A 22,864-nucleotide genomic window follows, 5' to 3' on the forward strand; every position below is an offset into this window, starting at 1 on the left:
CTCGACCATTTCTCCTGGGTGCGTCCGGACTCAGGTCGACACGAAAGTAGTTCGTAGATGATCAAATTCGACAAGGTCACCAAGGCGTATCCAGACGGAACCATTGCCGTCGATGCTCTCGATCTGGAGTGCCCGACGGGAAAGATCACCGCGTTGGTGGGTCCTTCCGGCTGCGGCAAGACGACCTCACTCCGCATGATCAACAGGCTGATCGAACCGACGTCAGGCACGATTTCGCTCGACGGCGAGTCCACGGCGGGAATGGATCCGGCCCTTCTGCGTCGACGCATCGGGTACGTGATCCAGCACGCGGGTCTCTTTCCCCATCGCACCATCGTCGACAACATAGCGACCATGCCTCGATTGCTCGGTGCGAGTAAAAAGGAATCTCGCACTCGCGCTATGGAATTGCTCGAAACGGTTGGTCTGACGACCAACTTCGCCGACCGCTATCCGTGGCAGCTCTCCGGAGGGCAGCAGCAACGAGTCGGTGTTGCGCGAGCATTGGCTGCGGATCCGTCATTCATGCTGATGGACGAACCGTTCAGCGCCGTTGATCCGGTTGTTCGCGGCCAGCTGCAAGACGAGTTTCTCCGTCTGCAGAAGGAAATCGGAAAAACGATCATCATCGTCACCCACGACATCGACGAAGCGCTGAAACTCGGGGATCAAGTGGTGGTTCTGCGTACCGGCGGCATTCTTGCGCAGGCGGCGACGCCCCTCGAATTGCTGACTCAACCTGCCGACGAATTTGTTGCCGACTTCGTCGGACGTGACCGTGGGTACCGATCGTTGGGGTTCACGACATTGGACGGCGACCTACCGACGGTGTCAGAACCCGTTGCGCATCTGGGCGATTCCGCTGCGGCGGCCCGCGCACTCACCGGCGATACGTGGCTGTTGGTAGTGGATCCCGCGAACAAGCCGCTCGGATGGGTGAGGCCGGACGCGCTCACGGATTGTATCCGCCCGGATGACTTGAATCTCAGTGGAACACTTGCTGATTCCACCGGGACGATGCGCGCTCTGCTGGATGCGGCGCTGTCAGCGCCGAGCAAGCGGGGCGTTGTCGTGGACGACGCCGGACGCCTGGTGGGAACCGTCACTGCGCATGCTGCAGTGGAAGCCATCGAGGCTGCCGATCTGGCTGACGCGGGGAGGGCGCTCCGATGAACTTCGAATGGCTCGGACGTCAGTCCGACCGGATCATGGACTTGGTGGGATGGCATGTTCTGCTGTCGTTGATTCCCTTGGTGATCGGCTTGGTGGTCGCGTTGCCGATCGGCTGGGTCGCCTATCGCAGTCGTCGGTTGCATCCCTACGTGGTGGGGACGGCCGGATTGCTCTACACGATCCCTTCGCTCGCGCTCTTCGTGCTCCTGCCTCCAATTCTGGGTACCAAGATTCTGGATCCGATGAACATCATCGTGGCGCTCACCGTGTACACCGTTGCTCTGCTCGTGCGGGTAGTGGCCGACGCGCTCGATTCGGTTCCGCCGGAGACGGTTCTGGCAGCGACGGCGATGGGTTACCGGCCGTATCAGACGCTGTTGAAAGTACAGTTGCCAGTAGGAGTTCCGGTGATCTGTGCAGGTTTGCGCGTCGCAGTCGTCTCGAACGTCAGTCTTGTCTCACTCGGCGCACTCCTGGGTATTCCGCAGATAGGTTCCTTGTTCACCCAGGGATTTCAGTTGCGTTTCTACACGCCCATCATCGCGGGTATCGCTCTGTGTCTGGTGCTGGCGTTGATCCTTGATCTCCTCATCATGTTGGCGAATCGGCTGTTGACGCCGTGGACCCCGAAAGTGACTACATCATGATCAGCTTCCTTCTCGACGGATCCCACTGGACCGGGCCGGACGGCATCCCCACCCTTCTCGTTCAGCATTTGATGTACACATTCGCCGCGCTGGCGGTGGCTGCGGTTATCGCGATCCCGCTCGGTCTCTACATCGGACATACGGGCCGTGGCTCCGTTGTTGTTGCTGGACTGGCCAACTCGCTACGAGCGCTGCCGACCATCGGTCTGCTGATCCTACTGGTTCTCATCATCGCGCCGTCATTCCCGAACAAACTCGCGTATCTGATCCCCAGCCTCATCGTCCTGGTGCTTCTCGCGATCCCTCCCATTCTCACCAACACGTACGCCGGAGTTCGAGCGGTCGATCAGGCTGCAGTCGACGCCGCGCGGGGGATGGGATTTCGGTCGATGCGGATCTTGACCGAGGTCGAGATTCCATGTGCCCTACCACTCATGTTGTCCGGCATCAGAAGTGCCGTGCTTCAGATCGTCTCCACTGCGACTGTCGCCGCTTACATTTCTTTGGGCGGACTCGGCCGGTTGTTGATCGACGGAAAAGCTCAGAGCGATTACGGCCAGATGGCGGCCGGAGCCGTACTGGTATCGCTGATTGCCCTGGTTTTCGATCTCGGAATCGGAGCACTGACTGCGCGGGTCGTTTCGCCTGGCCTGACCAGGCGCGATCGGAAGAAGAAGACCGAGAAGACCGCCGCCCCCTCACAGCGCACCGCTGTGCCTGAGCCCGCACCGATCTGAGGACGTTCGACATGAAGAAGGTATTGATCGCCGCGTTGGTCGGCGTGACAGCGGTTGCGTTGTCCAGCTGCGGAATCGGCAAGGACCCCTTGGCTACGGACGGCGGCGGTAGTGCTGAGGGCGCCATCGTGATCGGTTCCGCCGATTTTCCCGAGAGCCAACTGATTGCGACCATTTACGCCGAAGCGCTTCGTGCCAACGGTATCGACGTTACCGAGAAGTTGAACATCGGTAGCCGAGAACTCTATGTACCGGCACTGCGCGACGGTTCCATCGATCTGATCCCCGAGTATTCCGGCGCCTTGTTGCAATATCTGGACAGCAAGACAACGGCGACGGCTTCAGATGAAGTATCCGCTGAAATCGATGCGAAATTGCCCAAGGGTCTGGTGGCTCTCGAGCCCTCGCCCGCAGAGGACAAGGATGTACTTGCCGTCAAACAGGAGACGGCGGAAAAGTATTCGCTGGAGACCGTCGAGGATCTGGTGCAGCATGCCGACGAGTTGACTCTCGGCGGACCGCCGGAATGGAAGACGCGCGAAAACGGCGTCGCCGGCTTGAAGACCAAATACGGCCTGACATTCCGGGAGTTCCTGGCACTCGATGCAGGTGGACCCCTCACGCTCAATGCGCTTCTGAGCGGGCAGATACAGGTTGCCGATGTCTTCAGTACCGATCCTGCGATGCGCTCGGAGAACTTGGTTGCACTCGAGGATACGAAGCACCTCTTCCTCGCGGAGAACATCACACCGATCATCAACGAGTTGAAGGCTCGCGATGACGTCCGCTCAGTGCTCGCGGGGGTTTCGGCGGCGCTGACCACCGAAGATCTCATCGAGATGAACCAGCGCGTTGCCGATCTCGACGACATGAGTGACATCGCTCAGGACTGGTTGCAGGAGAACTCCCTGGTGCCATGATCGAAGGCCGGGGTGGCGTCCTTGTCGTCGGCCGAACAGACGATATCGATTCGACCCCGCTCGGGGTAGCGTCGCGAAGTCAGGCATGCCTCGACCTCGCGGCGAGCCGTTCCGACCAAGGATGCCGACATGCCGAGAAGCCGACCGCGCGCACCCATTGGACGAGTTCGGAACGGCGCAGCCACTACAACCACGGTTGTAGTGTCCGGCCTGTGTCTGGCATCAGGCTGGAACGCCCATGCAGTTTCCGAGTTGCGCTGTAGTTCCGTTCACGACGCCTGGTGGCACCGGACGGGCAATTCTCACCAGCGAGGGCGTCACCGTCATCGAATCACCGCCGGGAACGCTGACTGACCGCGGCGTCGGTGACGGCTCACCGTGGCTCAAATCGAATCGGCCTACGGCAACGATCATTCGACACGGACGATTCAGACTGAGTCAGGCCAATCGATCTTCGTCACCACCGGTGATCCGGGGCAAGTCGGTAATGGCGACCCCGGAGGGTTGATCGGCTTTTCGATTCACGACGGTACGGTCGGGCCTCCTGTGATCGGTGGTGTCCCCGGCTTCGAGTACTGCTCGGGCAATTCGTCGACTTCGACTTCACGATTGCCGACGGCATCCACATCCGAGGGGTGCGGAACGATCACGTACCCCGAGACAGGCGTTGTCGCCGCCATCGGCAATCTGCAAGGCGGCATCACTTGTGAGGTGGCAAAGGACATAGTTTGGAGTGCTCGGACAGAACTCGTGGAATCAGTTTTCAGGCAGTCCCGTAGATCTGCTGGAGGCGCGCCGAGGCTAGCGCTGAACCGGCACGTGCTTCGTGACTATCCGGTGGATCAGACGAGCAGCCGTTCGGGCAGTGCGATTGTCGACGTCGAGGCTCGGGTTCAGTTCGGCGACATCGAGAACCGCGAGTTTTCCGCTGGACGTGACTCGGTCACATACGTATTGGATGGTTTCGAGGCTGACTCCGTAGGCCGCAGGTGCGCTGACGCCCGGCGCCACAGCTGCAGGCAGGACGTCGAGGTCGATGGTCAGGTAGACCAGATCGACGTCGTCGAGGAAGTCTGCGAGGAACTGATCCACGACGCCTCGGCCGATCGCTCCGCATTCTTCGTCGAGCAGATAGCGAACACCGAGGCGGTGAGCCGTGTCGAACAGTGCCGTGGTGTTGCTCGGTTGGCTGATTCCGATCACGCTGTACTGATGCGAGGTGCCTGCCGCGGCTTCGTCCTCGGCGATCTGACGAAAGGGTGTGCCGGAGCTGGGTATCGGATCGCCCCGCAGGTCGAAGTGCGCATCCAAGTTGAGGATTCCGAGTTTGGCTCCGGCGGTTCGCAACTCGGAGCCCGCGACGCCGAGGTATGTACCGTAGGCGATTTCGTGTCCTCCCCCGAGAACCACGGGGAAGTGTCCCGAATCAAGCGCAGCGCTGACGGCGTTCCCGAGTGCGGCCTGACCGGCCTCGAGTTCTTCACCCGACACGGCAACGGTTCCGGCGTCCTGAATCTGCAGTGGTTCGGCCAGCGCCATGGAAGCCAACCCGGCTCGCAAAGCGTCGGGGCCATCCGCGGCACCGCGGCGGCCCTTGTTGCGGCGGACTCCTTCGTCGCTGGAGAATCCGATCAGAACACAGTCGCCGGGAGCTGTTTCGGCTGAATACGGTTGCACGGCATGATGCCACCGCAGATGCTCGGCAGTGGTGCCGTCGGAGCGCCCGGTCCACGGCTTGGGTTCGATGTCGACTGCGATCTGATGTGCCACGACGGCCTCCCGGTGAGTGTATTTCAGTAGCTTGTGGCGAGTGCGCCGTTTTTCCAGACCTCGCGCACCAGAGGGACGCCCGGGCGGTAGGCGAGGTGGAGGTACGACGGTGCATCGAGCGCGATGGCGTCGGCACGTGTTCCGAGAGAAAGGGTTCCGACGTCGGTGCGCTGCAGCGCCCGGGCGCCTCCTGCAGTGGCTGCCCAGACTGCCTCGGCGGGTGTCATGTGCATGTCTCGCACCGCAATTGCTATGCAGAACGGGAGGCTGGTGGTGTAGCAGGTGCCGGGATTGCAGTCGGCGCCGAGAGCTACTGTGACGCCGGCGTCCAGCAGTGCGCGGGCGTCGGGGTACTTGTTGCGGGTGGAGAAGTCGGCGCCGGGCAACAGTGTTGCGACGGTGGAACTCTGAGCCAGGGCGTCGATGTCCTCGGCGGTGACGTAGGTGACGTGATCGACGGACGCGGCTCCCATCTCGACGGCGAGCTGAACTCCTGGCCCATCGCCGAGTTGATTGCCGTGGACGCGGGGGATCAGTCCAGCGGCGACGCCTGCGCTCAGGACTGCATGTGCCTGTTCGCGGTTGAACGCCCCTCGTTCGCAGAAGACGTCGATCCACTTCGCGTGTGGCGCACAGGCAGGGATCATCTCGTCGCACGCCATGGCGACGTAGTCATCGGCGCGGCCGGCATATTCGGGTGGTGGAACGTGGGCGGCCAGCAGTGTGACCTCGTCGGTGAACTGTCCGGCGATCAGTGCGCTGCGTAGTTCGCTCTCGGTGTTCTGCCCGTATCCGGTCTTGCATTCGACGGTTGTGCTGCCCGAGCGCAGGGATTCGTCGAGTAGGCGTCGAACATTGGCCTGCAATTGTTCGTCGGTGGCCGAGCGCGTCGCTTCGATGGTGTTGCGAATACCGCCCGCCGCGTACTTCTCGCCCGCCATGCGAGCTGCGAATTCCTCGGCCCGCTCGCCACCGAACACCAGGTGCGAGTGACTCTCCACGAATCCGGGGAGCAGGGCCCGACCGCCGATATCCTGACCGATATCGGCAGCCGGGGCGTCGGCGGAATCACCGACCCAAGCAACAACGCCCTCGTCGAAAACGATTGCCGCGTCGTGTCGTACGCCGAGCTTGCCCTCACCCAGAGTCGGGTCATTGGTGACGAGGGTTCCGATGTTGGTCAGAACTGTGGTTCGAGAACCATTCGTGGTCAATGTAATTCCTAACTCAGGGTGAGGTGGTGGGGCTGTTTCAGTTCTCGGTCATCGGGATTCGGACGCCGCGGGTGGCTGCCGTGTCGATGGCGTGGTCGTATCCTGCATCCGCATGCCGGATGACGCCCATCCCGGGATCGTTGGTGAGAACTGCTTCGAGCTTCTTGGCTGCGAGTTCGGTGCCGTCGGCGATGCACACCTGTCCCGCGTGGATGGAGCGTCCCATACCGACGCCGCCGCCTTGGTGGAGTGAAACCCACGAAGCGCCGGACGCGGTGTTGACCAGGGCGTTGAGCAGCGGCCAGTCGGCGATCGCGTCGGACCCGTCGATCATCGATTCGGTTTCGCGGTACGGCGAGGCGACCGATCCGGAGTCGAGGTGATCGCGGCCGATGGCGATCGGTGCGGAGAGCTCGCCCGAGGCCACCATCTCGTTGAACTTGAGGCCGGCGAGGTGGCGCTCACCGTATCCGAGCCAGCAGATGCGAGCCGGAAGGCCTTCGAAGGCAACCTTTTCGCCGGCCATGGTGATCCAGCGGCGCAGGTGCTCGTTCTCGGGGAAGAGTTCGAGGATGGCCTTGTCGGTGGCCTCGATGTCCTTGGGATCACCCGAGAGCGCCGCCCAGCGGAAGGGGCCGAGGCCTTCTTCGAAGAGCGGACGGATGTAGGCGGGAACGAATCCGGGGAAGTCGAATGCACGGTCGTAGCCGGCCTTGCGGGCCTCGTCGCGGATGGAGTTGCCGTAGTCGAATACCTCGGCGCCGGCGTCCATGAATCCGACCATGGCCTTGACGTGTGCGGCCATCGCGTTGCGGGAATCTTCGGTGAACTTCTGCGGATCCTTCTCCGACATGGTCTTCATGTCGCCGAAGTCGATGCCGATCGGCAGGTAGGCGAGGGGATCGTGCGCCGAGGTCTGGTCGGTCACGATGTCGATGGGGGCCTTCATCTCCAGCAGCGCCGGGAAGATCTCTGCCGCATTGCCTTCGAGGCCGATGGAGAGCGGCTTCTTGGCATCGCGTGCCGCGGTCGCCAGTTCGAGCGCGTGCTCGATGCTGTCTGCCTTGGTGTCGAGGTACTTGTGGGCGATACGACGGTCGATGCGGGTGATGTCGCAGTCGACGCAGATCGCGACGCCGTCGTTCATAGTGACGGCGAGAGGCTGAGCGCCGCCCATGCCGCCGAGACCCGCAGTGAGGGTGATCGTTCCGGCGAGTGAGCCGTTGTAGCGCTTCTTCGCGATGGCGCCGAAGGTCTCGTACGTACCCTGCAGGATTCCCTGGGTGCCGATGTAAATCCAGGAGCCTGCGGTCATCTGGCCGTACATGGTCAGGCCGAGGTCTTCGAGACGGCGGAACTCTTCCCAGTTCGCCCAGTCACCGACCAGGTTGGAGTTGGCGATCAGCACTCGCGGTGCCCACTCGTTGGTGCGGAAGACACCGACCGGCTTGCCGGACTGCACCAGCATGGTCTCGTCGTTCTTCAGCGTCTTCAGCGTGGCGACCATGGCGTCGAAGGCAGCCCAACTACGCGCTGCGCGACCGGTTCCGCCGTAGACGACGAGGCTGTCCGGGTGCTCGGCAACATCGGGGTCGAGGTTGTTCATGAGCATGCGCAGGGCACCCTCCTGCTGCCAACCGAGCGTCGTGAGCTCGGGGCCGCGGGGAGCACGGACGGGGCGCGGCTCGTGGCCGGGGGTGCTGATTTCCATTGTGTTCTCCTAGCTTGCTGAAGTTCGAAAGACGTTGGGGGATCAGACGCGAGAGTCGGTCATCGCGGTGTGATCGGGGTAGATCATCGACGAAGGGGGATTGCTCGTGCGCTTGGCGAGTGGGTAATAGATCAGCCCGGTGAACACGATGCCGACCAGCCACGAGATGTCGGCGCCGCCGAGCATGTCCGTGACGGGGCCGGTGTACATCTTCTGGGCGAGGAACGGGATCTGGGCGAGAACGCCGGCGGCGTAGCAAGCCAATGCGGTGAAGTTCCATGCTCCGTATCGACCGTTGACGTCGTACAGCGCCGGAATGTCGATGCGTTCCTTGGAGATCAGGTAGTAGTCGATCAGATTGATCGCACTCCACGGCGTGAACACCATCAGCAACACCAGGACGAAGTTCTTGAAGTTGTCCAGGAAGTCGGCGCTGGCGGCGATGGCGATCAAGACCGAGACCGCAGTGAAACCGAGGATGTAGAGGGTGCGCGCTGTGCTCGAGATTCGCGACTGTCCGTTGAAGGCGGTGACGGTGGTCAGGATCGACATGAATCCGCCGTAGGCGTTGAGCACGTTCACCGTCAACTTGCCGACCAGGATGACGAAGTAGATCAGGAAGGCGATGGCAGCGGGTCCGGCCAGATCTCCCATGAAGCCGACCTGGTTACCCAGGAACGCGTCGCCGGCGCAGGCCGCGACGAGAGCGCCGAAGGTCATGGACCACTGCGATCCGATGACACTACCGAGGAACGTCGACCAGAACGTGGTGCTCTCGGAAGTGCTGCGCGGCAGGTAACGCGAGTAGTCGGCGACGTACGGGCCGAAGGTGAGCTGCCAACCGGCACCCAGCGAGATCGCGAGCAGGAAGGTGACTATGTCGAAGCCCTTGATGCCGACGTACGAGGCGACGTCGTACTCGAGGAACAGTCGAACGGCCAGGTAGGAGAATCCGACGATGCCCACGACGGTGGCGATCCTGCCGACGATGTGGATCAGCTTGTAGCCGGTGACCGCGACGAATGCGGTGAGGAGACCGAAGACGACGATGCCGACGGTGGGGCTGTCGATGTGCAGGATCTTGTTGACGGCCTGTCCGGCCAACACGGTGCCGGTGGCAGCGAAGCCGAGGTACATCAGGATGACGAGAACAAGCGGTACGACTGCTCCCTTGACGCCGAACTGGGCGCGACTCGAGATCATCTGGGGGAGACCCATACGCGGGCCCTGGGCGGAGTGAAGCGCCATGACAGCGCCACCGAAGATGTTGCCGATCAGAAGTCCGACGATCGCCCAGATGGCGTCCGCGCCGAATACGACGGCGAGAGCGCCGTCGACGATTGCAGTGATCTGCATGTTGGCGCCGAACCAGAGAGTGAACTGGCTGCGCGGGGTGCCGTGTCGTTCTGCATCCGGGACGACGTCGATAGTGCGTCGTTCCGGAGTGAGGATGACCTCGGCCGGTCCATCGTGAGTCATAGGCCTGTCTTTCTGCTGCGAGCCCGTCGAGCGACGGAATCGACGTCGGGGTATTGCCCACCTTCTTCGTGCTTGGTGCTTTGCGCCGTGTGCTTTGTGCGCTGGGTCACTGTCACTGCGGATAAATGTATATGCCTGTATATACAGGCGTCAATACCCGGGACCCGTTTTCGCGTAAATGCTGTGTAACACCGCGCGAGAAATCAGAAACCCTTACCCGGGTTGAGGATTCCGAGCGGGTCGAAGGCAGCCTTGATCGATCGGTGCAGTTGCATGCTGTCCTCGCCGAGCTCGAGAGAGAGCCAGCGACGCTTCAGAACGCCGACGCCGTGCTCTCCGGTCAGAGTTCCGCCGAGTTCGAGAGCACGCCGGAAGACCTCGTCCGCGGCGGTCCACACGGCTTCGGGGACCGAGCCGTCGGCAGTGCGGTCGAAGACGAAGGTCGGATGGACGTTGCCGTCACCAGCATGCGCGACAGTCATGATCTTGACCATGTACTCGGCGGCCGCTCGGTCGATACTCTCGAGCATGTCGGGCAGTTTCGACCGCGGGACCCCGACGTCTTCCACGAGACATTGCCCGAGTCGTTCGGAAGCCGGATAGGCGAGTCGACGAATCTCGAGTAGCTGTGCGGCTTCTGCCGCGTCCTGCGAGACGGCGACAAAATCGGCGCCCGCCCTCTCGAAGTGTTTCTGCATCGCCGCGGCTGCTGCGTCGGCATCGACCCCGTCGGCCTGTGCGATCAGCATCGCGGCGGTGTTGTCTTCCAACCCGATTCGTTTCCAGTCGTCGACGGCGCGCAGCGTTGCTCGATCGATCAGCTCCAGCAGGCTCGGCCCGATTCCGTCGCGAACGACCGCGGCAACCGCGTCCGCTGCGGAGCGGAGAGAATCGAAACTGCCGACGACGGTGACCGGTGCTCTCTTGGGCTTGGGCTGCAACTTCAGCGTGGCACTCGTGACGACTCCGAGCGTTCCTTCCGAACCGACAAGAAGACTGGTCAAGTCGTATCCCGCAACACCTTTGACGGTCCTTCGGCCTGTCCGCACGATCCGACCGTCGGCGAGCACAACCTCGAGACCCAGGACTGAATCGCGGGTGACGCCGTACTTCACGCAACGCAGTCCACCGGCGTTGGTGGCGATGTTTCCGCCGATCGTGGAGATCTCGAAACTGCTCGGATCAGGGGCGTACATCAGCCCGTACTCGTCTGCTGCTCGGCTGATGTCAGCGTTGATCACCCCGGCTTCCACGACAGCGAGCTGATCGTCCGGATTGACCTCGAGAATCGAGCGCATGCGAGTGGTCGAGATGACCAGGCAGCCCTCGACGGCTACCCCGCCGCCCGCCAAACCGGTTCCCGCACCGCGGGTTACCACCGGGACACGGTGAGCAGTAGCCCATTTCAGAGCCTCGGAAATGTCGGCCGCAGTTTCGGCGAGCATGACGGCTACCGGATGGCCGGGTTCGGCGAGATGGGCCTCGTCACGGCGGTACGAGTCCATTACCGCAGGGTCGGTGATCAGGCGACTCGAACCGATCGACCGAGCAAGTTCGTGGACGGACATTCTTTTCTCCAGTCGGTCAAAGGTTGTGTGCGAGTGCATCCACAGCGGCGATCACGGCGTCTTCTGCTGCCCGCTCACCTACGGTCACCCGCACTCCCTCGCCGGGGAACATCCGGACCGAGACACCCTGCGCGACGCAGGCCGCTTCGAGTGCAGAAGCTCTCTTGCCGAGAGGGATCCACACGAAGTTGGCACCGCTCGGGACCGTCTCGACGCCGCGCAGAGCCAATTGCTCACGTAGGTGAGAACGACCCGCGGTCACCGTTTCGACTATCGAATCGGTGTGTGCCGGATCGGTCAGGGCCGCGCAGGCCGCGGCCTCGGCAACGGCGCTGAGCCCGAAGGGCGGTGCAGCGCTGCGAAGATCCGCTGCGATCGCCGAGTTGGTGACGGCATAGCCGGCACGAAGTCCGGCCAATCCGTAAGCCTTGGAGAAGGTTCGGAAGACGACGATGTTGGGAAAGGCTCGAAGCAGGTCGACGCCGTCGACGTCGCTGGTCGCGAACTCCCGGTAAGCCTCGTCCAGAAGGATGAGGACGTCACCCGGGATCGAGCGGGCGAACGAGACGAACTCCGCGGTCGAGAACTCGCTTCCGGTCGGATTGTTGGGGTTGCAGACGAGTACTGCGCGGGTCTGCGGCGTCACGGCTGCCGCCATTGCACTCAGATCGTGCCGATGTTCGGAATCGAGTGCGACGGGGACACCGCTCGCCCCGGCGATTCCGATCAGTATCGGGTACGCCTCGTAGCTGCGCCACGGGTAGACGACTTCGGTGCCAGGGCCCGTGTATGCGGTCAATACCTGCTGGAGCAGTGCCAACGACCCGGCGCCGACCAGTACCTGGTCGTCGCCCACGCCCAGACGGTCGCTCAACCGGGCTATCAGTGTGTCGCCGAACAGCGACGGATACAAGTGCGAGTGTGAGGCCGCGAGATTGACGGCCTCGAGAATGGCCGCCGAGGGTGCAACCGTCGACTCGTTGCTCGACGCCCGCCACCGAACCTGCTCGAGGCCGGCGGCTTTGGAGTATCGAGGAAGCGCTTCGATTTCGGGTCGGGGGCGAGGCCTCAGCGCACCGGGCGCGCTCATGCCAGGGCGCCGATCGCGTTCTCCGCAGCCGCAACAAGTGCACCCGATGCCGCCAAGTCCACCGCGGCCTCGATCTCGGGGGACAGGAAGCGATCGGTACCCGGCCCCTGCACCTTCTCGCGCAGGGTCCGAAGGACGGCTCCGGTGGCGGGGGAGGGCTCGAGTGGGGAGCGCAAATCGATTCCTCTTGCTGCAGTCAGTATCTCGATCGCGAGAACTCGGGTGAGACCGTCGATGGACCGGCGGAGCTTGCGTGCACCCGACCATCCCATGGAGACGTGATCTTCCTGCATGGCCGAGGAGGGAATCGAATCGACACTGGCCGGGCTCGCGAGTCGCTTGAGTTCGGACACGATGGCAGCTTGTGTGTACTGCGCGATCATCAGTCCGCTGTCGACACCGGGGTCGTCGGCGAGGAAGGGGGTCAGACCGTGATTGCGTGCTACGTCGAGGAAGCGGTCGGTTCGGCGTTCGCTGATACCCGCGACATCCGCGGTCACGATGGCGAGGAAGTCCAAGACGTAGGCCACGGGAGCTCCGTGGAAGTTACCGTTGGATCGAACCCGTCCGTCGAGGGTGACAACGGGATTGTCGACAGCACTGGCCAATTCGCGCCCGGCGACGAGGCGGGCGTGATCGACGGTGTCGCGTGCGCCGCCGGCGACCTGCGGTGCGCACCGCAGTGAGTACGCGTCTTGAACCCTGGTGCAGTCAGGGCCCGCATGGCTGGCGACGATCGGGGAATCGGCAAGCAGACGCACCATGTTCGATGCGGCCGCGCCCTGGCCGGGGTGGGGGCGAAGCGCTTGGAGGTCCGCGGCGAACACCTGATCGGTGCCGAGCAAGCCCTCGACGCTCATGGCGGCAGCGATGTCGGCCAACTTGAGCAGATGATCGAGATCGGTGATCGCAAGGGCCAGTTGGCCGAGCATCCCGTCGGTACCGTTGATCAGTGCGAGGCCTTCCTTCTCGGCCAGAACCACCGGTTCGAGACCATGGGCAGCCAATGCCGTTGCCGCATCGGTGAGTTCACCGTCGGCGGTGCGGACGGAACCTTCACCGATGATTGCCATCGCCACATGCGCCAGTGGTGCCAGATCTCCCGAGCATCCGAGGCTGCCGTATTCGTGCACCACCGGGGTGATGCCTGCGGTGAGTAGGTCGGCGTACGCCTGTGCGACTACAGGGCGCACTCCGGTTCGCCCGGTGGCGAGCGTCGAAAGACGCAGAAGCATCAAGGCCCGGATCACTTCGCGTTCGACTTCCGGTCCCGAACCTGCCGCATGTGAGCGGATCAGGCTGCGCTGCAACTGTGTCCGCAGATGCGCCGGAATGTGCCGGGTGGCAAGTGCGCCGAATCCGGTGGAAACTCCGTAGACCGGTGTGGGGTCTGCGGCCAGCGCTTCGATGCGTGCACGACTTTCGGCGATCGCGGCCAGTGATTCCGCGGTCAATGCAACGCCGTATCCGTTGCGCGCGACGTCGACGACGTCGGCGATGGTGACAGCGCCGATTCCGACCTCGATGGTTCGGGTGGCTGTCTGGGTGGCAGGGGTGGCGTTCATGGGACTCCAATGATGATGCGTGGCTATCTAACAAAGTCTTGTATACGAGACTCTAGTCTTGAATATGAGACGAAAACAAGGCCCACAGAGTGCGAAACGGAGAATTTCGTTACATGTCTGCGGTCGGGGTCTCCACCATTCGATCTCCGAGATCGGCGGAGAACTCGGCGCTGACGGCGCGCACTCGGTCGGCGATCAGGGCACTCTCCTCGGCCGATTTGGAGCCGGAGAGGAAGGTGACGCCGAGAGCTGCGACCGGACGACCGTCCCGTGTGATCACGGGGCTGGCGATGCAGTTGATCCCGGATGTCGTCGCATTCTCTTCGACCGCATATCCGCTCTCACGTGCTGCGGCGAGCAGTTCTCGCAGTTCGGCGAGCGTCGACGGACCCGTTCCGGTCCGCGTCGGCCAGGTGTACCCCTCGTAGAGCGCGCTGATCTGTTCCACGTCCAGACGGCTCAGAATCGCCCGCCCGACTGCGGTGAGATGCGCCGGAAGGCGGGTCCCGATCTCGGTCACCAACCGAACGCCGGGCTTCAGAGGTTCACGTTTGTCGAGGTAGATGACGTCAGAACCCTGAAGTACCGCCAGATGGGAGGTCTCGTCGGTCGACTGAGTGAGTGCCAGCATGAATCGTTGGCCCTCACGGTGAAGTGGGCCGGACCGCATGTACGACGCACCGACTTCGAACGCCGAGACACCCAGGGTCCAGGCGCGTTGATCAGCCCAGTATGAGACGAACCGTCGATCCCGCATGACATTGAGGAGGTGATGCGTCGTACTCTTCGGCAGCTCGAGGGCGCTGGAGATTTCTGCCGTCGCCAGCGGCACACCCCGGCGGGCCAGGAGATCGAGCACGTCGAGCACGCGCTCAGCAGATTTCACGCGGCTCGTCGTCATATGGGGTGTGTCCTTACGGGTAGGGCTGAGGTGGGAGCGGGGACCCACATTGTCTCGGATACGAGACTGAATCGCCAAGTGCTCGGGGTGGTCAGGGAGTCTGGTTGCCGAGTTCCGCGGACAACCGGGCGCAGTGCTCCACCAAGACGCGGCCGTGGCTGGCGCAGACCTCGTCCGTCAGACGGAAGGTCGGGCCCACGACGCTGAGCGCTCCGGCTATCTGACCGACCGCGTTGTAGATCGGCGCGGCAACTCCGGTCGAGTGATCCTCGATGGTGTCGTGCGCAATGGCGTACCCGCTCTCGCCTACCTTGCCGCTCAACGCTGCGCCGACGGCGGTGCCGTCCAGGGGAACGCTCTGGCCCACCCACCCCATGTGGCGGATCGCGTGCGTGCCCTCGATCTGATCGAGATACAGCGCAGTGTCTTTCGGTCCCTTCGTCGACAGGTAGGTCGACTCTCTCGTGGTTTCGGCGATGGCCTTCATCGCGGGCCGCGCTCTCGGCAACAGTTGATTGTCACCGAGTGCGCGAGCCCCGATCTGTAGTAGCCGCGGGCCGACGCGATAGACGTTGTCCTCGCCGCGGACGACGAACTCGGTTTGTTCGAGGCTTCTGATCAGGCGAAGCGCGGTACTGGTTGCCAGATCGGTTGCCTTGGCGGCGTCGCCGAGCGTCAACCCGCCGTGCTCGACGATCGCACCGAGAAGTTCGAACGTGCGATTCGCGCTGCGGGTCACGTCGCCGGGGGCCATGTCCTACTCCAAGTGCCGAGGGATGTCTGCGCTGAATCTATCGCGAGCCCGGCAGTACCTCACCGTGGTGCTCGTCCAGCAGGGGACTGCGGCGGACATCGGGGCGTCGGCTATCACCGAACACGACGGGTTGTCGTACGTAGGAGATTTTTCCTGCTACCGGGTGCTCGAACGATTCGACGACTCCGCGATACTCGGCCTGCGCGGAGGTGAGTGCCTGCTGGACGTCCCAGATTTCCGAGCCGGCGAGGCCCGCGTCGCCGAGAATACCGACCACGTCGGCGACGGTCTTTCCGGCAGCCCAGTTTTCGATCTCCTTGCGCAGTGCCGGTTCGTTCTCGGTCCGGGCGGTGTCGTCGGCAAATCGAGGATCTGCGATCAGGTCGACGCGATTCATCGTCTGCGCCAGCTTCTCGAAACCCGACTGGCTCGCAACCGCGAGGACGAAGAGTCCGTCGTCGGCCTTGTAGGTGTCGAAGGGTGTGGAGACAGGATGACGGTTGCCGACGCGTGGGGGAGTGAGCCCGGTGGATTGCAGTTGGCTGTGTGCTGTCGGCAGCATGGCGAGCATGCTGTCGAACATCGCGACGTCTAGGTGCTGCCCGAGTCCGCTCGCCCGTGCACTCAGCAGGGCGGTACTGATTCCCCAGGCGGCGAACAGCCCGGCGACCAGGTCTCCGAACGACTCACCCAATCGTGTCGGCCCGGATTCCTCCGAACCGGTGATGCTCATGATTCCCGAAAGAGCCTGGACTACAAGGTCGTAGGCGGCGGCTCCGGACATGGGCCCGTCCTGTCCGAAACCGGAGATGGACGCGTACACGATCCGCGGATTGCGAGCCCGCGCAGCCTCGTAGTCGATTCCCAGGCGCTTGGTGACGCCGGGGCGAAAGTTTTCGACGACGACGTCGGCGGTCTCGATGAGCGTCAGCAGCGCCTCACGGTCCTCGCCGTTCTTGAGGTTGAGTGCCACCGAACGCTTGCCGCGATTGAGCACGTTGAAGTAGATGCTCTCGCCGTCGCGGAACGGGCCGAGGTGCCGAGAGTCTTCACCGTGTTCGGATTCGATCTTGACGACGTCCGCACCGGCGTCGGAAAGCAGTGCGGTGCAGTAGGGTCCGGCAAGGACGCGCGAGAGGTCGATGACCCGGATGCCGTCGAGTGGGGGAAGTGCAGTCATGTCCGCGCCTTTCAGAACTCGGTGGAACGCGGCGACGGAGCATTGCCGGCAATGGTGAGCAACTGGATCTGCGAGGTGCCCTCGAAGATGCGGAGAATGCGGCAATCGCGGTACAGGCGTTCGATTTCCGATTCGCGCATGAAACCTGCGCCACCGTGGATCTGTACAGTTTGATCGACGATCGAGAAGCAGGCTTCGGTGGCGACGTACTTCGAAATCGATGCGGCGCGGCGGATGTCCTGACCGGCGTCCTTGACGTCGGCGGCCCAGTCTGCGGTGACGCGTGATGCGACAAGTTGCGCGTCGCAGCCACCGAGGAGTAGCTGGATTGCCTGGAAGTCGAAGATCGGCGTGCCGAACTGCTTTCGCTCCGTTGCGTACTCGCGTCCCAGTTCCCAAGCGCGCAGAGCGATGCCGTTTGCCATTGCCGCTACGTCGATGCGTGCTCGGTTCAGGGCGGTCAAGGCAATGTTGCCGCCGCGACCTTCGGTGCCGATCACGGAGTCGAGCGGCAGAACGACGTCGTCGAGGTAGACGGTGTACGTCGGGGCCGAACGAATTCCCATCTTGTCCTGCGGCTCCGAGTAGCTGATTCCCGGAGTTCCCTTGGGGACGACGAAGGCGGTGATGCCTCGGAATCCTGCGCTCGGGTCCGTCTTGGCGAAGAGCACGACCAGGTCGGCTTCCTTGGCGTTGGAGATGTACGTCTTCGATCCGGAGAGATGCCAGCCGTCGTCCTCGCGTCGGGCGACGGTACGCATCGAGGCGATGTCGGAGCCGGCATCGGGTTCTGTGAGTGCAAAGCCGGCCAGTAGTTCGCCCGACGCGAGCTGGGGCAACCAGCGATGCTTCTGCTCTTCGGAGCCGCCGACGAGAATCGGCTCGAGGCCCAGGTAGTGGGCGGTGTAGATCGATGCCAGCGCGGCGTCGGTGCGTGCAACTTCTTCGATGGCGACCAGTTGGGTTCGTGTCGACAGACCCAGGCCGCCGAATTCCTCGGGCACGGAAATGCCCATGAGGTCCTGCTGCCCGAGGCGCTTGACCAGCTGCGCCGGGAACTCCTTGGACTCGTCGCGTGCGGCTGCTCCTGGGTGGATCTCGGCGTTGGCGAAGGCTCGGACAGTGCTGCGGAACTCTGCGAGATCGACGCTGTCGGTGTCGGGCGCGGTCTGGGTAGTCACGGGGGCTCCTTCGAGGCGGAATAGTTACGAATTTCATCTAATGAAATCTAATTGCCACTAGTTGGCACGGACTGACTATGGCCGAGGGTGGCGAATTTGTCCAGGGGTGAATTTGTTGTGTCGCGGCTCACGTTCTGCAATGATCAACTTGTCTAAGCCTGTATAGACAAGTTGATTGCGGATCGAACCCACTACAACTCGGAAGCAGCGTGGCTTTCGACGGAAGGTGCTGACATGAGCCTCGTTTCAGTCGACACGACACCGGACTCCGAGAATGTGAGGAGGGTGTCCAGTACGTATTTCGAGGGCTTGTCGGCGGATCGATACGCTGCGCTCGCCGAAGACCGCAAGCTGGCGATTGTCGCCGCGCACATGGACCTTTCGCGTCGACGAGGACACAACTCGTCGATCTCGCGACTCGCGCCGGCCGGGGAGTTAGGGGATGGCCCCGCGATTCAATACGTCGGCGACGACATGCCGCAGCTCGTCGAAGCGGTCTTGGCGACACTTGCCCGTGCCCGCGTGGAACCTGAATTCGTGGTGCACCCCGTGCTTCGCACAGCCGTACAACCGGCGCACAGCACCGAAGACGCCCGGGCCGGGGAGCGCACCGAATCATGGATCCACATAGGACTACCCGCACACTGTTCGGACGCGCAGGCGCAGGTGATCGCGGACGACGTCGCCGGAATCCTCGACCGTATCGCGCGTGCCTTCCGCGATTCCGTGCCCCTGCGGGACCTCGTCGACGAGGCGCGCGAGCAACTGGACTCGAACGGCTACGCCGAAGAAGCTGACTTTCTCCGGTGGTGCAGCGCCGGAAACTTCAGTGTCATCGGTGGTGCGCGAACTGTCGACAGTGACGAGCCGTACGCCATCGGCGTGCTCCCCGATCCAACCGGCTCTTCGGATTCGAAAGCGGCGCCCCTCGCGATTGCAGTGGTGTACCTCCGGCAAGGGTTCGGTGGATCCGAATACGCCACCGAGATCGACGTGTCCGTCGGCGACCGTGCGTACCGATTCGTCGGGTTCTTCACCGCGACCGGTATCGTCGCCGACGTCAGGCTAACCCCGCTCGTGCGAGGACGCGTCGCAGACATCTTCGAGGCCTCAGGATCCACCGTCGATTCGTTTGTCGGACAATCGATGCTGGCAGTGATTCAGTCGATTCCGGTCACAGTGCTCCTGGCGGCCGAGCCGGCCCGAATCGCGGACGCGCTGGACGAACTCACTTCCGTGGACGGCCGCACATCGATCCATCTGTTCTTGCAACCGGTGGGAAGTTCCCCGGCGACAGGGCGAGATCAAGAGTTGTCGGCTTTGCTCTTCGTTCCGCGCGAGAAATTCAGTACGACGATCAGAACAACGGCCGAGTCGGTACTCGCCGACGCACTCGGTGCCCACAATATCGAGTTCTCCAGTCGAGTCTCGGAATCCCCCTTGGCCGTCGTACATTTCACGGCCACAGTCGGCGGCGGCGCGAACTTCGCGTCGGCGCGACAAGCACGGGAGATTCGGGACCTCGTCGTCGACGCGTGCCTGACGTGGGACGAACGATTCGTTCTGGATGCTTCGCACTACGACGAGCGGCGCAGGCGTGCTCGGTTCGCCGAGCGAGTTCCGGCGGCATACAAGCAGGATTTCGACGCTGTCCGAGCCGCCGAGGACATGGCGGTGTTCGAGGGCCTCGCGCCCGGAGAAGTAAGTCCACGGTTGGCCCGATCTGTCGACGGACCGGGTACTCACCGTCTCGGGCTGTACGTCTCGGGTGATCCGCTCTCTCTGGGCGAGGTGCTGCCCGTATTGCAGAGCCTGGGCGTCGAAGTGGTCGACGAACGTCCGTACGAGATCGCACCGGTGGGAACCGAACAGTCCAGGATCTACGAGTTCACGCTCTACTACCCGAGTGCTCCGGTCGAAGGCTTCGACAACTTTGCTGCGCGATTCGGGGCGACGTTTGCCGCGGTTCGAAACGGTGACGCCGAGCCGGACTCGTTCAACGAATTGGTCGCGATCGCGGGACTCGGCTGGAAACAGGTAGTGGTGCTGCGGGCGTACGCGGAGTTCTTGCAGCAAGCGGGATTTCCTTACAGCACCGGTCGCGTCGCCGAGGTACTTGCCGATCATCCCGAGATCGCCGGCAGATTGTGCGAATTGTTCGAGAGCCGTTTCGATCCTGACGTCGTCGACGGAGATCGAGGTGCACGTGCAGCAGCGGACGTGGAAACGGCCGTGGCGCAGGTGCAAGGACTCGACGCCGATCGGATCCTGCGCGCGTTGTCCGAACTGGTCCGTAACACGTTGCGTACCAACTATTTCGTGTATCCCACTGAATCGCTCGGCGCGCTCTCGTTGAAGTTCGATTCGGAGAAGCTGTCCGTATTGCCTTTCCCTCGACCGAAGTTCGAGATATTCGTGTACTCACCCGATGTAGCAGGTGTGCACCTTCGTTTCGGTACGGTGGCTCGCGGCGGCTTGCGCTGGTCGGATCGGAAAGAGGACTTTCGCACCGAGGTACTGGGATTGGTGAAGGCGCAGGCAGTCAAGAACGCAGTCATCGTGCCTGTCGGAGCGAAGGGCGGATTTGTCGTCAAACGCCCACCGGTTCCAGGGCTGGGCGCAGACGCAGACCGAGAAGCTGCGTTGGCGGCCGGGATCGATTGCTACCGATCCTTCATTCGCGGACTACTCGATCTGACCGACAACGTCGACAAGCAGAGCGGGGCCGTTGTCGCGGCGCGGCGGGTCGTTCGCCACGACGGAGACGACACGTATCTTGTTGTCGCCGCGGACAAGGGAACTGCGAAGTTCTCCGACATCGCGAACGAGGTTGCCGCGGAGTACGGATTCTGGCTCGGCGACGCCTTCGCGTCCGGCGGGTCGGTCGGCTACGACCACAAAGCCATGGGTATCACGGCGAAGGGCGCCTGGGAAAGTGTCAAGCGGCACTTCCGTGAGCTCGGCGTCGATACCCAGCACGATGACTTCACCGCGGTGGGGATCGGAGACATGAGTGGCGACGTCTTCGGCAACGGTATGTTGTGCAGCAAGCACATTCGCCTGATCGCGGCGTTCGATCATCGGCACGTGTTCGTCGATCCGAACCCGTCGCCTGAGCGCTCGTACGACGAGCGATCACGTCTCTTTGCGCTCCCCCGATCCTCGTGGGCCGACTACGACCCGACCTTGATCAGTGCCGGCGGCGGAGTGTGGGAACGCTCGGCGAAGCGCGTTCCGATCAGTGACGAGATACGAGAGGCGCTGGGCCTCGAGGACGGCGTCACCGAACTGACTCCACCGCAACTGGTTCGGGCGATTTTGCGGTCCCCGGCAGATCTGTTGTGGAACGGCGGCATCGGAACGTACGTCAAGGCCTCCGGTGAGTCCGACCTCGAAGTCGGCGACAAGAGCAACGACGCCGTTCGGGTGAACGGCAACGAAGTGCGTGCCCGAGTGATCGGTGAAGGAGGCAATCTCGGCCTCACCCAGGCCGGACGGATCGAATACGCACGCGGCGGTGGACGGATCAACACAGACGCCCTCGACAATTCGGCCGGAGTCGATTGTTCCGACCACGAGGTGAACATCAAAATCCTTCTCGACTCCCTGATCAGCTCAGGCGTCGTCACGGACTCACGTCGTGACGCACTACTCGAATCGCTGACCGACCAGGTCGCAGAACTCGTTCTCGCAGACAACCGTTCGCAGAACGAACTGATGGGTACCACGCGGGCGGATGCGGGGGCGATGATCGGTGTGCACGGCAGAGTGATTTCCAACCTCGAATCGCGCGGGATCGTCGACCGTGTCATCGAAGGGTTTCCGACCAAGAAGCAGTTCGCCGCGGCTGAGAAGTCGGGAACGGGGCTGACGTCGCCGGAACTCGCCACACTGATGGCCCACGTCAAGCTCGATCTGAAATCCACGCTGTTGGCGGGAAGCTCGATCGACAACCAGATCTACCGCAAGGCGCTGGTGAACTACTTTCCGGAGGGCGTTCGAGTTGCAGGGGGCGACGCCCTCGACCGGCACCCACTGCGGCGCGAGATCGTCGCGACCGTGCTGACGAACAACGTCATCGATCGGGGCGGCATCACCTATGCATATCGGCTCGGTGAAGAGGTCGGCGCTGATCCGGAAGACGCGGTACGTGCCTTCACCGTGGTTTCCGAGGTGTTCGGACTGTGGAAGTTGTGGCACGACATCAGCGAAGCCTCGATCTCGACCGCCGTATCCGACGAGTTGATCCTGCTCACCAGGCGACTGCTCGACCGGGCGTCACGGTGGATGCTGACACGTCGTCCGCAACCGCTGGCCGTCGGGGCCGAGATCAGCAGATTCGGTGATCGCCTCGCGGAGGCGTCGGCAGAGCTCGATGGCTGGCTGGTAGGCGCAGATCAGCGGAACCTGGCTGCGCGAACGGTCCTCATCACGGACAAGGGCGCGCCGGAGAACCTGGTCAGGCGAGTGGAGATATTGCTCGATCAGTTCGGACTGCTCGACGTGGTGGAGATCGCGGACCTCGCCGATCGGACGATCTCGGAGACCGGCGAACTCTATTTCCGGCTCGGTGAGCATGTTGGGCTCGTCCCGATGCTCAATCGAGTGTCGGCATTGAGCAAGGACGGAAAATGGAACGCGTTGGCGAGGTTGTCGTTGCGGGACGAGTTGTACTCGACGGTGCGGGCCCTGACCCTCGACGTCTTGGCCGACGCGGAAGCGGGTGACACGACAGCGGAAAAACTCTCGAGGTGGGAAGAAAGGAATGCGTCGAGAATCGAGAGGTCCACTCTCGCGCTCGCAGAGATCGAGGCGTCCGGGCAACACGATCTTGCTGCGCTTTCGGTTGCGACGAGCCAATTGCGGCGCATGGTGGGTTAGGTCCGGCGCGGACGCTCGCGGATGGATCGGAAAGGTGCACGAGGCGGATAGACTTCGGAGGCCGAACGGGAGAACCGACTCGGTGGTTTTCGA

Annotated in this window: 18 protein-coding genes; 6 read left to right on the forward strand and 12 right to left on the reverse strand. The window is 62.8% G+C overall.

Annotation, left to right across the window (positions count from 1 at the left end; genetic code table 11):
• Positions 1–57: 57 nt before the first annotated feature.
• From ABIE52_RS26745 to ABIE52_RS26765, 5 genes are all read left to right on the forward strand, one after another.
• Positions 58–1,173 (forward strand): ABC transporter ATP-binding protein, encoded by a 1,116-nt coding sequence (locus ABIE52_RS26745; RefSeq protein WP_003940114.1) that lies wholly within the window; start codon positions 58–60, stop codon positions 1,171–1,173.
• A complete protein-coding gene (locus tag ABIE52_RS26750) occupies positions 1,170–1,820 on the forward strand; it encodes an ABC transporter permease (protein ID WP_003940005.1) in 651 nt (216 codons plus the stop codon). Before ABIE52_RS26745 ends, ABIE52_RS26750 begins: the two co-directional genes overlap by 4 nt.
• On the forward strand, positions 1,817–2,557 hold the full coding sequence (locus ABIE52_RS26755; RefSeq protein ID WP_030536962.1) for an ABC transporter permease: 741 nt from the start codon (positions 1,817–1,819) through the stop codon (positions 2,555–2,557). Before ABIE52_RS26750 ends, ABIE52_RS26755 begins: the two co-directional genes overlap by 4 nt.
• Before the next feature lie 11 nt (positions 2,558–2,568).
• Entirely contained in the window at positions 2,569–3,477 is a 909-nt protein-coding gene (locus ABIE52_RS26760) for an ABC transporter substrate-binding protein (protein WP_030536963.1), read from the forward strand.
• 238 nt (positions 3,478–3,715) lie between these two features.
• Entirely contained in the window at positions 3,716–3,985 is a 270-nt protein-coding gene (locus tag ABIE52_RS26765; RefSeq protein ID WP_030536965.1) for a hypothetical protein, read from the forward strand.
• A 13-nt stretch (positions 3,986–3,998) separates the two neighbouring features.
• Here ABIE52_RS26765 and ABIE52_RS26770 read toward each other — a convergent pair whose 3' ends face one another.
• The 12 genes from ABIE52_RS26770 to ABIE52_RS26825 form a co-directional block, all read right to left on the reverse strand.
• The gene (locus tag ABIE52_RS26770; protein ID WP_155277930.1) at positions 3,999–4,157 is read right to left on the reverse strand and encodes a hypothetical protein; all 159 of its coding nucleotides are present in this window, start codon (positions 4,155–4,157) and stop codon (positions 3,999–4,001) included.
• A 121-nt stretch (positions 4,158–4,278) separates the two neighbouring features.
• Positions 4,279–5,247, reverse strand: coding sequence for a formimidoylglutamase (hutG, locus tag ABIE52_RS26775; RefSeq protein WP_042926100.1), 969 nt, complete (start codon positions 5,245–5,247; stop codon positions 4,279–4,281).
• Between the two features lie 23 nt (positions 5,248–5,270).
• Complete coding sequence (gene hutI / locus ABIE52_RS26780; protein ID WP_064443718.1) at positions 5,271–6,461, reverse strand: imidazolonepropionase; 1,191 nt, start codon at positions 6,459–6,461, stop codon at positions 5,271–5,273.
• A 37-nt stretch (positions 6,462–6,498) separates the two neighbouring features.
• Positions 6,499–8,172 (reverse strand): urocanate hydratase, encoded by a 1,674-nt coding sequence (gene hutU / locus ABIE52_RS26785; protein WP_007732742.1) that lies wholly within the window; start codon positions 8,170–8,172, stop codon positions 6,499–6,501.
• Between the two features lie 42 nt (positions 8,173–8,214).
• Entirely contained in the window at positions 8,215–9,651 is a 1,437-nt protein-coding gene (locus tag ABIE52_RS26790) for a purine-cytosine permease family protein (protein WP_003940251.1), read from the reverse strand.
• A 203-nt stretch (positions 9,652–9,854) separates the two neighbouring features.
• A complete protein-coding gene (locus ABIE52_RS26795; RefSeq protein WP_064443721.1) occupies positions 9,855–11,219 on the reverse strand; it encodes an FAD-binding oxidoreductase in 1,365 nt (454 codons plus the stop codon).
• 16 nt (positions 11,220–11,235) lie between these two features.
• The gene (locus tag ABIE52_RS26800) at positions 11,236–12,309 is read right to left on the reverse strand and encodes a histidinol-phosphate transaminase (RefSeq protein ID WP_003940619.1); all 1,074 of its coding nucleotides are present in this window, start codon (positions 12,307–12,309) and stop codon (positions 11,236–11,238) included.
• On the reverse strand, positions 12,306–13,874 hold the full coding sequence (hutH, locus tag ABIE52_RS26805; protein ID WP_007732730.1) for a histidine ammonia-lyase: 1,569 nt from the start codon (positions 13,872–13,874) through the stop codon (positions 12,306–12,308). The genes ABIE52_RS26800 and hutH overlap by 4 nt, the downstream gene beginning before the upstream one ends.
• A 109-nt stretch (positions 13,875–13,983) precedes the next feature.
• On the reverse strand, positions 13,984–14,775 hold the full coding sequence (locus tag ABIE52_RS26810) for an IclR family transcriptional regulator (protein WP_029256284.1): 792 nt from the start codon (positions 14,773–14,775) through the stop codon (positions 13,984–13,986).
• A 91-nt stretch (positions 14,776–14,866) separates the two neighbouring features.
• On the reverse strand, positions 14,867–15,529 hold the full coding sequence (locus tag ABIE52_RS26815; RefSeq protein ID WP_030536970.1) for an IclR family transcriptional regulator: 663 nt from the start codon (positions 15,527–15,529) through the stop codon (positions 14,867–14,869).
• Positions 15,530–15,566: 37 nt separating this feature from the next.
• A complete protein-coding gene (locus ABIE52_RS26820) occupies positions 15,567–16,709 on the reverse strand; it encodes a CaiB/BaiF CoA transferase family protein (RefSeq protein ID WP_064114126.1) in 1,143 nt (380 codons plus the stop codon).
• Between the two features lie 11 nt (positions 16,710–16,720).
• Positions 16,721–17,890: an acyl-CoA dehydrogenase family protein gene (locus ABIE52_RS26825; protein ID WP_007732726.1), complete on the reverse strand. Its 1,170-nt coding sequence runs from the start codon at positions 17,888–17,890 to the stop codon at positions 16,721–16,723.
• A 234-nt stretch (positions 17,891–18,124) separates the two neighbouring features.
• Here ABIE52_RS26825 and ABIE52_RS26830 point away from each other — a divergent pair, with 234 nt between their 5' ends.
• A complete protein-coding gene (locus ABIE52_RS26830) occupies positions 18,125–22,771 on the forward strand; it encodes an NAD-glutamate dehydrogenase (protein ID WP_354541558.1) in 4,647 nt (1,548 codons plus the stop codon).
• The last annotated feature ends 93 nt before the right edge of the window (positions 22,772–22,864 follow it).

Origin of the sequence: Rhodococcus sp. OAS809 (assembly GCF_040546695.1) — a bacterium.
Lineage (GTDB): Bacteria > Actinomycetota > Actinomycetes > Mycobacteriales > Mycobacteriaceae > Rhodococcus_F > Rhodococcus_F qingshengii.

Excerpts from the sequence above, each read along its gene's own strand:
- ABIE52_RS26745 (WP_003940114.1), top strand. The coding sequence starts at position 58 with ATGATCAAATTCGACAAGGTCACCAAGGCGTATCCAGACGGAACCATT.
- ABIE52_RS26750 (WP_003940005.1), top strand. The coding sequence starts at position 1,170 with ATGAACTTCGAATGGCTCGGACGTCAGTCCGACCGGATCATGGACTTG.
- ABIE52_RS26755 (WP_030536962.1), top strand. The coding sequence starts at position 1,817 with ATGATCAGCTTCCTTCTCGACGGATCCCACTGGACCGGGCCGGACGGC.
- ABIE52_RS26760 (WP_030536963.1), top strand. The coding sequence starts at position 2,569 with ATGAAGAAGGTATTGATCGCCGCGTTGGTCGGCGTGACAGCGGTTGCG.
- ABIE52_RS26765 (WP_030536965.1), top strand. The coding sequence starts at position 3,716 with ATGCAGTTTCCGAGTTGCGCTGTAGTTCCGTTCACGACGCCTGGTGGC.
- ABIE52_RS26770 (WP_155277930.1), bottom strand. The coding sequence starts at position 4,157 with ATGGCGGCGACAACGCCTGTCTCGGGGTACGTGATCGTTCCGCACCCC.
- hutU (WP_007732742.1), bottom strand. The coding sequence starts at position 8,172 with ATGGAAATCAGCACCCCCGGCCACGAGCCGCGCCCCGTCCGTGCTCCC.
- ABIE52_RS26790 (WP_003940251.1), bottom strand. The coding sequence starts at position 9,651 with ATGACTCACGATGGACCGGCCGAGGTCATCCTCACTCCGGAACGACGC.
- ABIE52_RS26795 (WP_064443721.1), bottom strand. The coding sequence starts at position 11,219 with ATGTCCGTCCACGAACTTGCTCGGTCGATCGGTTCGAGTCGCCTGATC.
- ABIE52_RS26800 (WP_003940619.1), bottom strand. The coding sequence starts at position 12,309 with ATGAGCGCGCCCGGTGCGCTGAGGCCTCGCCCCCGACCCGAAATCGAA.
- hutH (WP_007732730.1), bottom strand. The coding sequence starts at position 13,874 with ATGAACGCCACCCCTGCCACCCAGACAGCCACCCGAACCATCGAGGTC.
- ABIE52_RS26810 (WP_029256284.1), bottom strand. The coding sequence starts at position 14,775 with ATGACGACGAGCCGCGTGAAATCTGCTGAGCGCGTGCTCGACGTGCTC.
- ABIE52_RS26815 (WP_030536970.1), bottom strand. The coding sequence starts at position 15,529 with ATGGCCCCCGGCGACGTGACCCGCAGCGCGAATCGCACGTTCGAACTT.
- ABIE52_RS26820 (WP_064114126.1), bottom strand. The coding sequence starts at position 16,709 with ATGACTGCACTTCCCCCACTCGACGGCATCCGGGTCATCGACCTCTCG.
- ABIE52_RS26830 (WP_354541558.1), top strand. The coding sequence starts at position 18,125 with ATGAGCCTCGTTTCAGTCGACACGACACCGGACTCCGAGAATGTGAGG.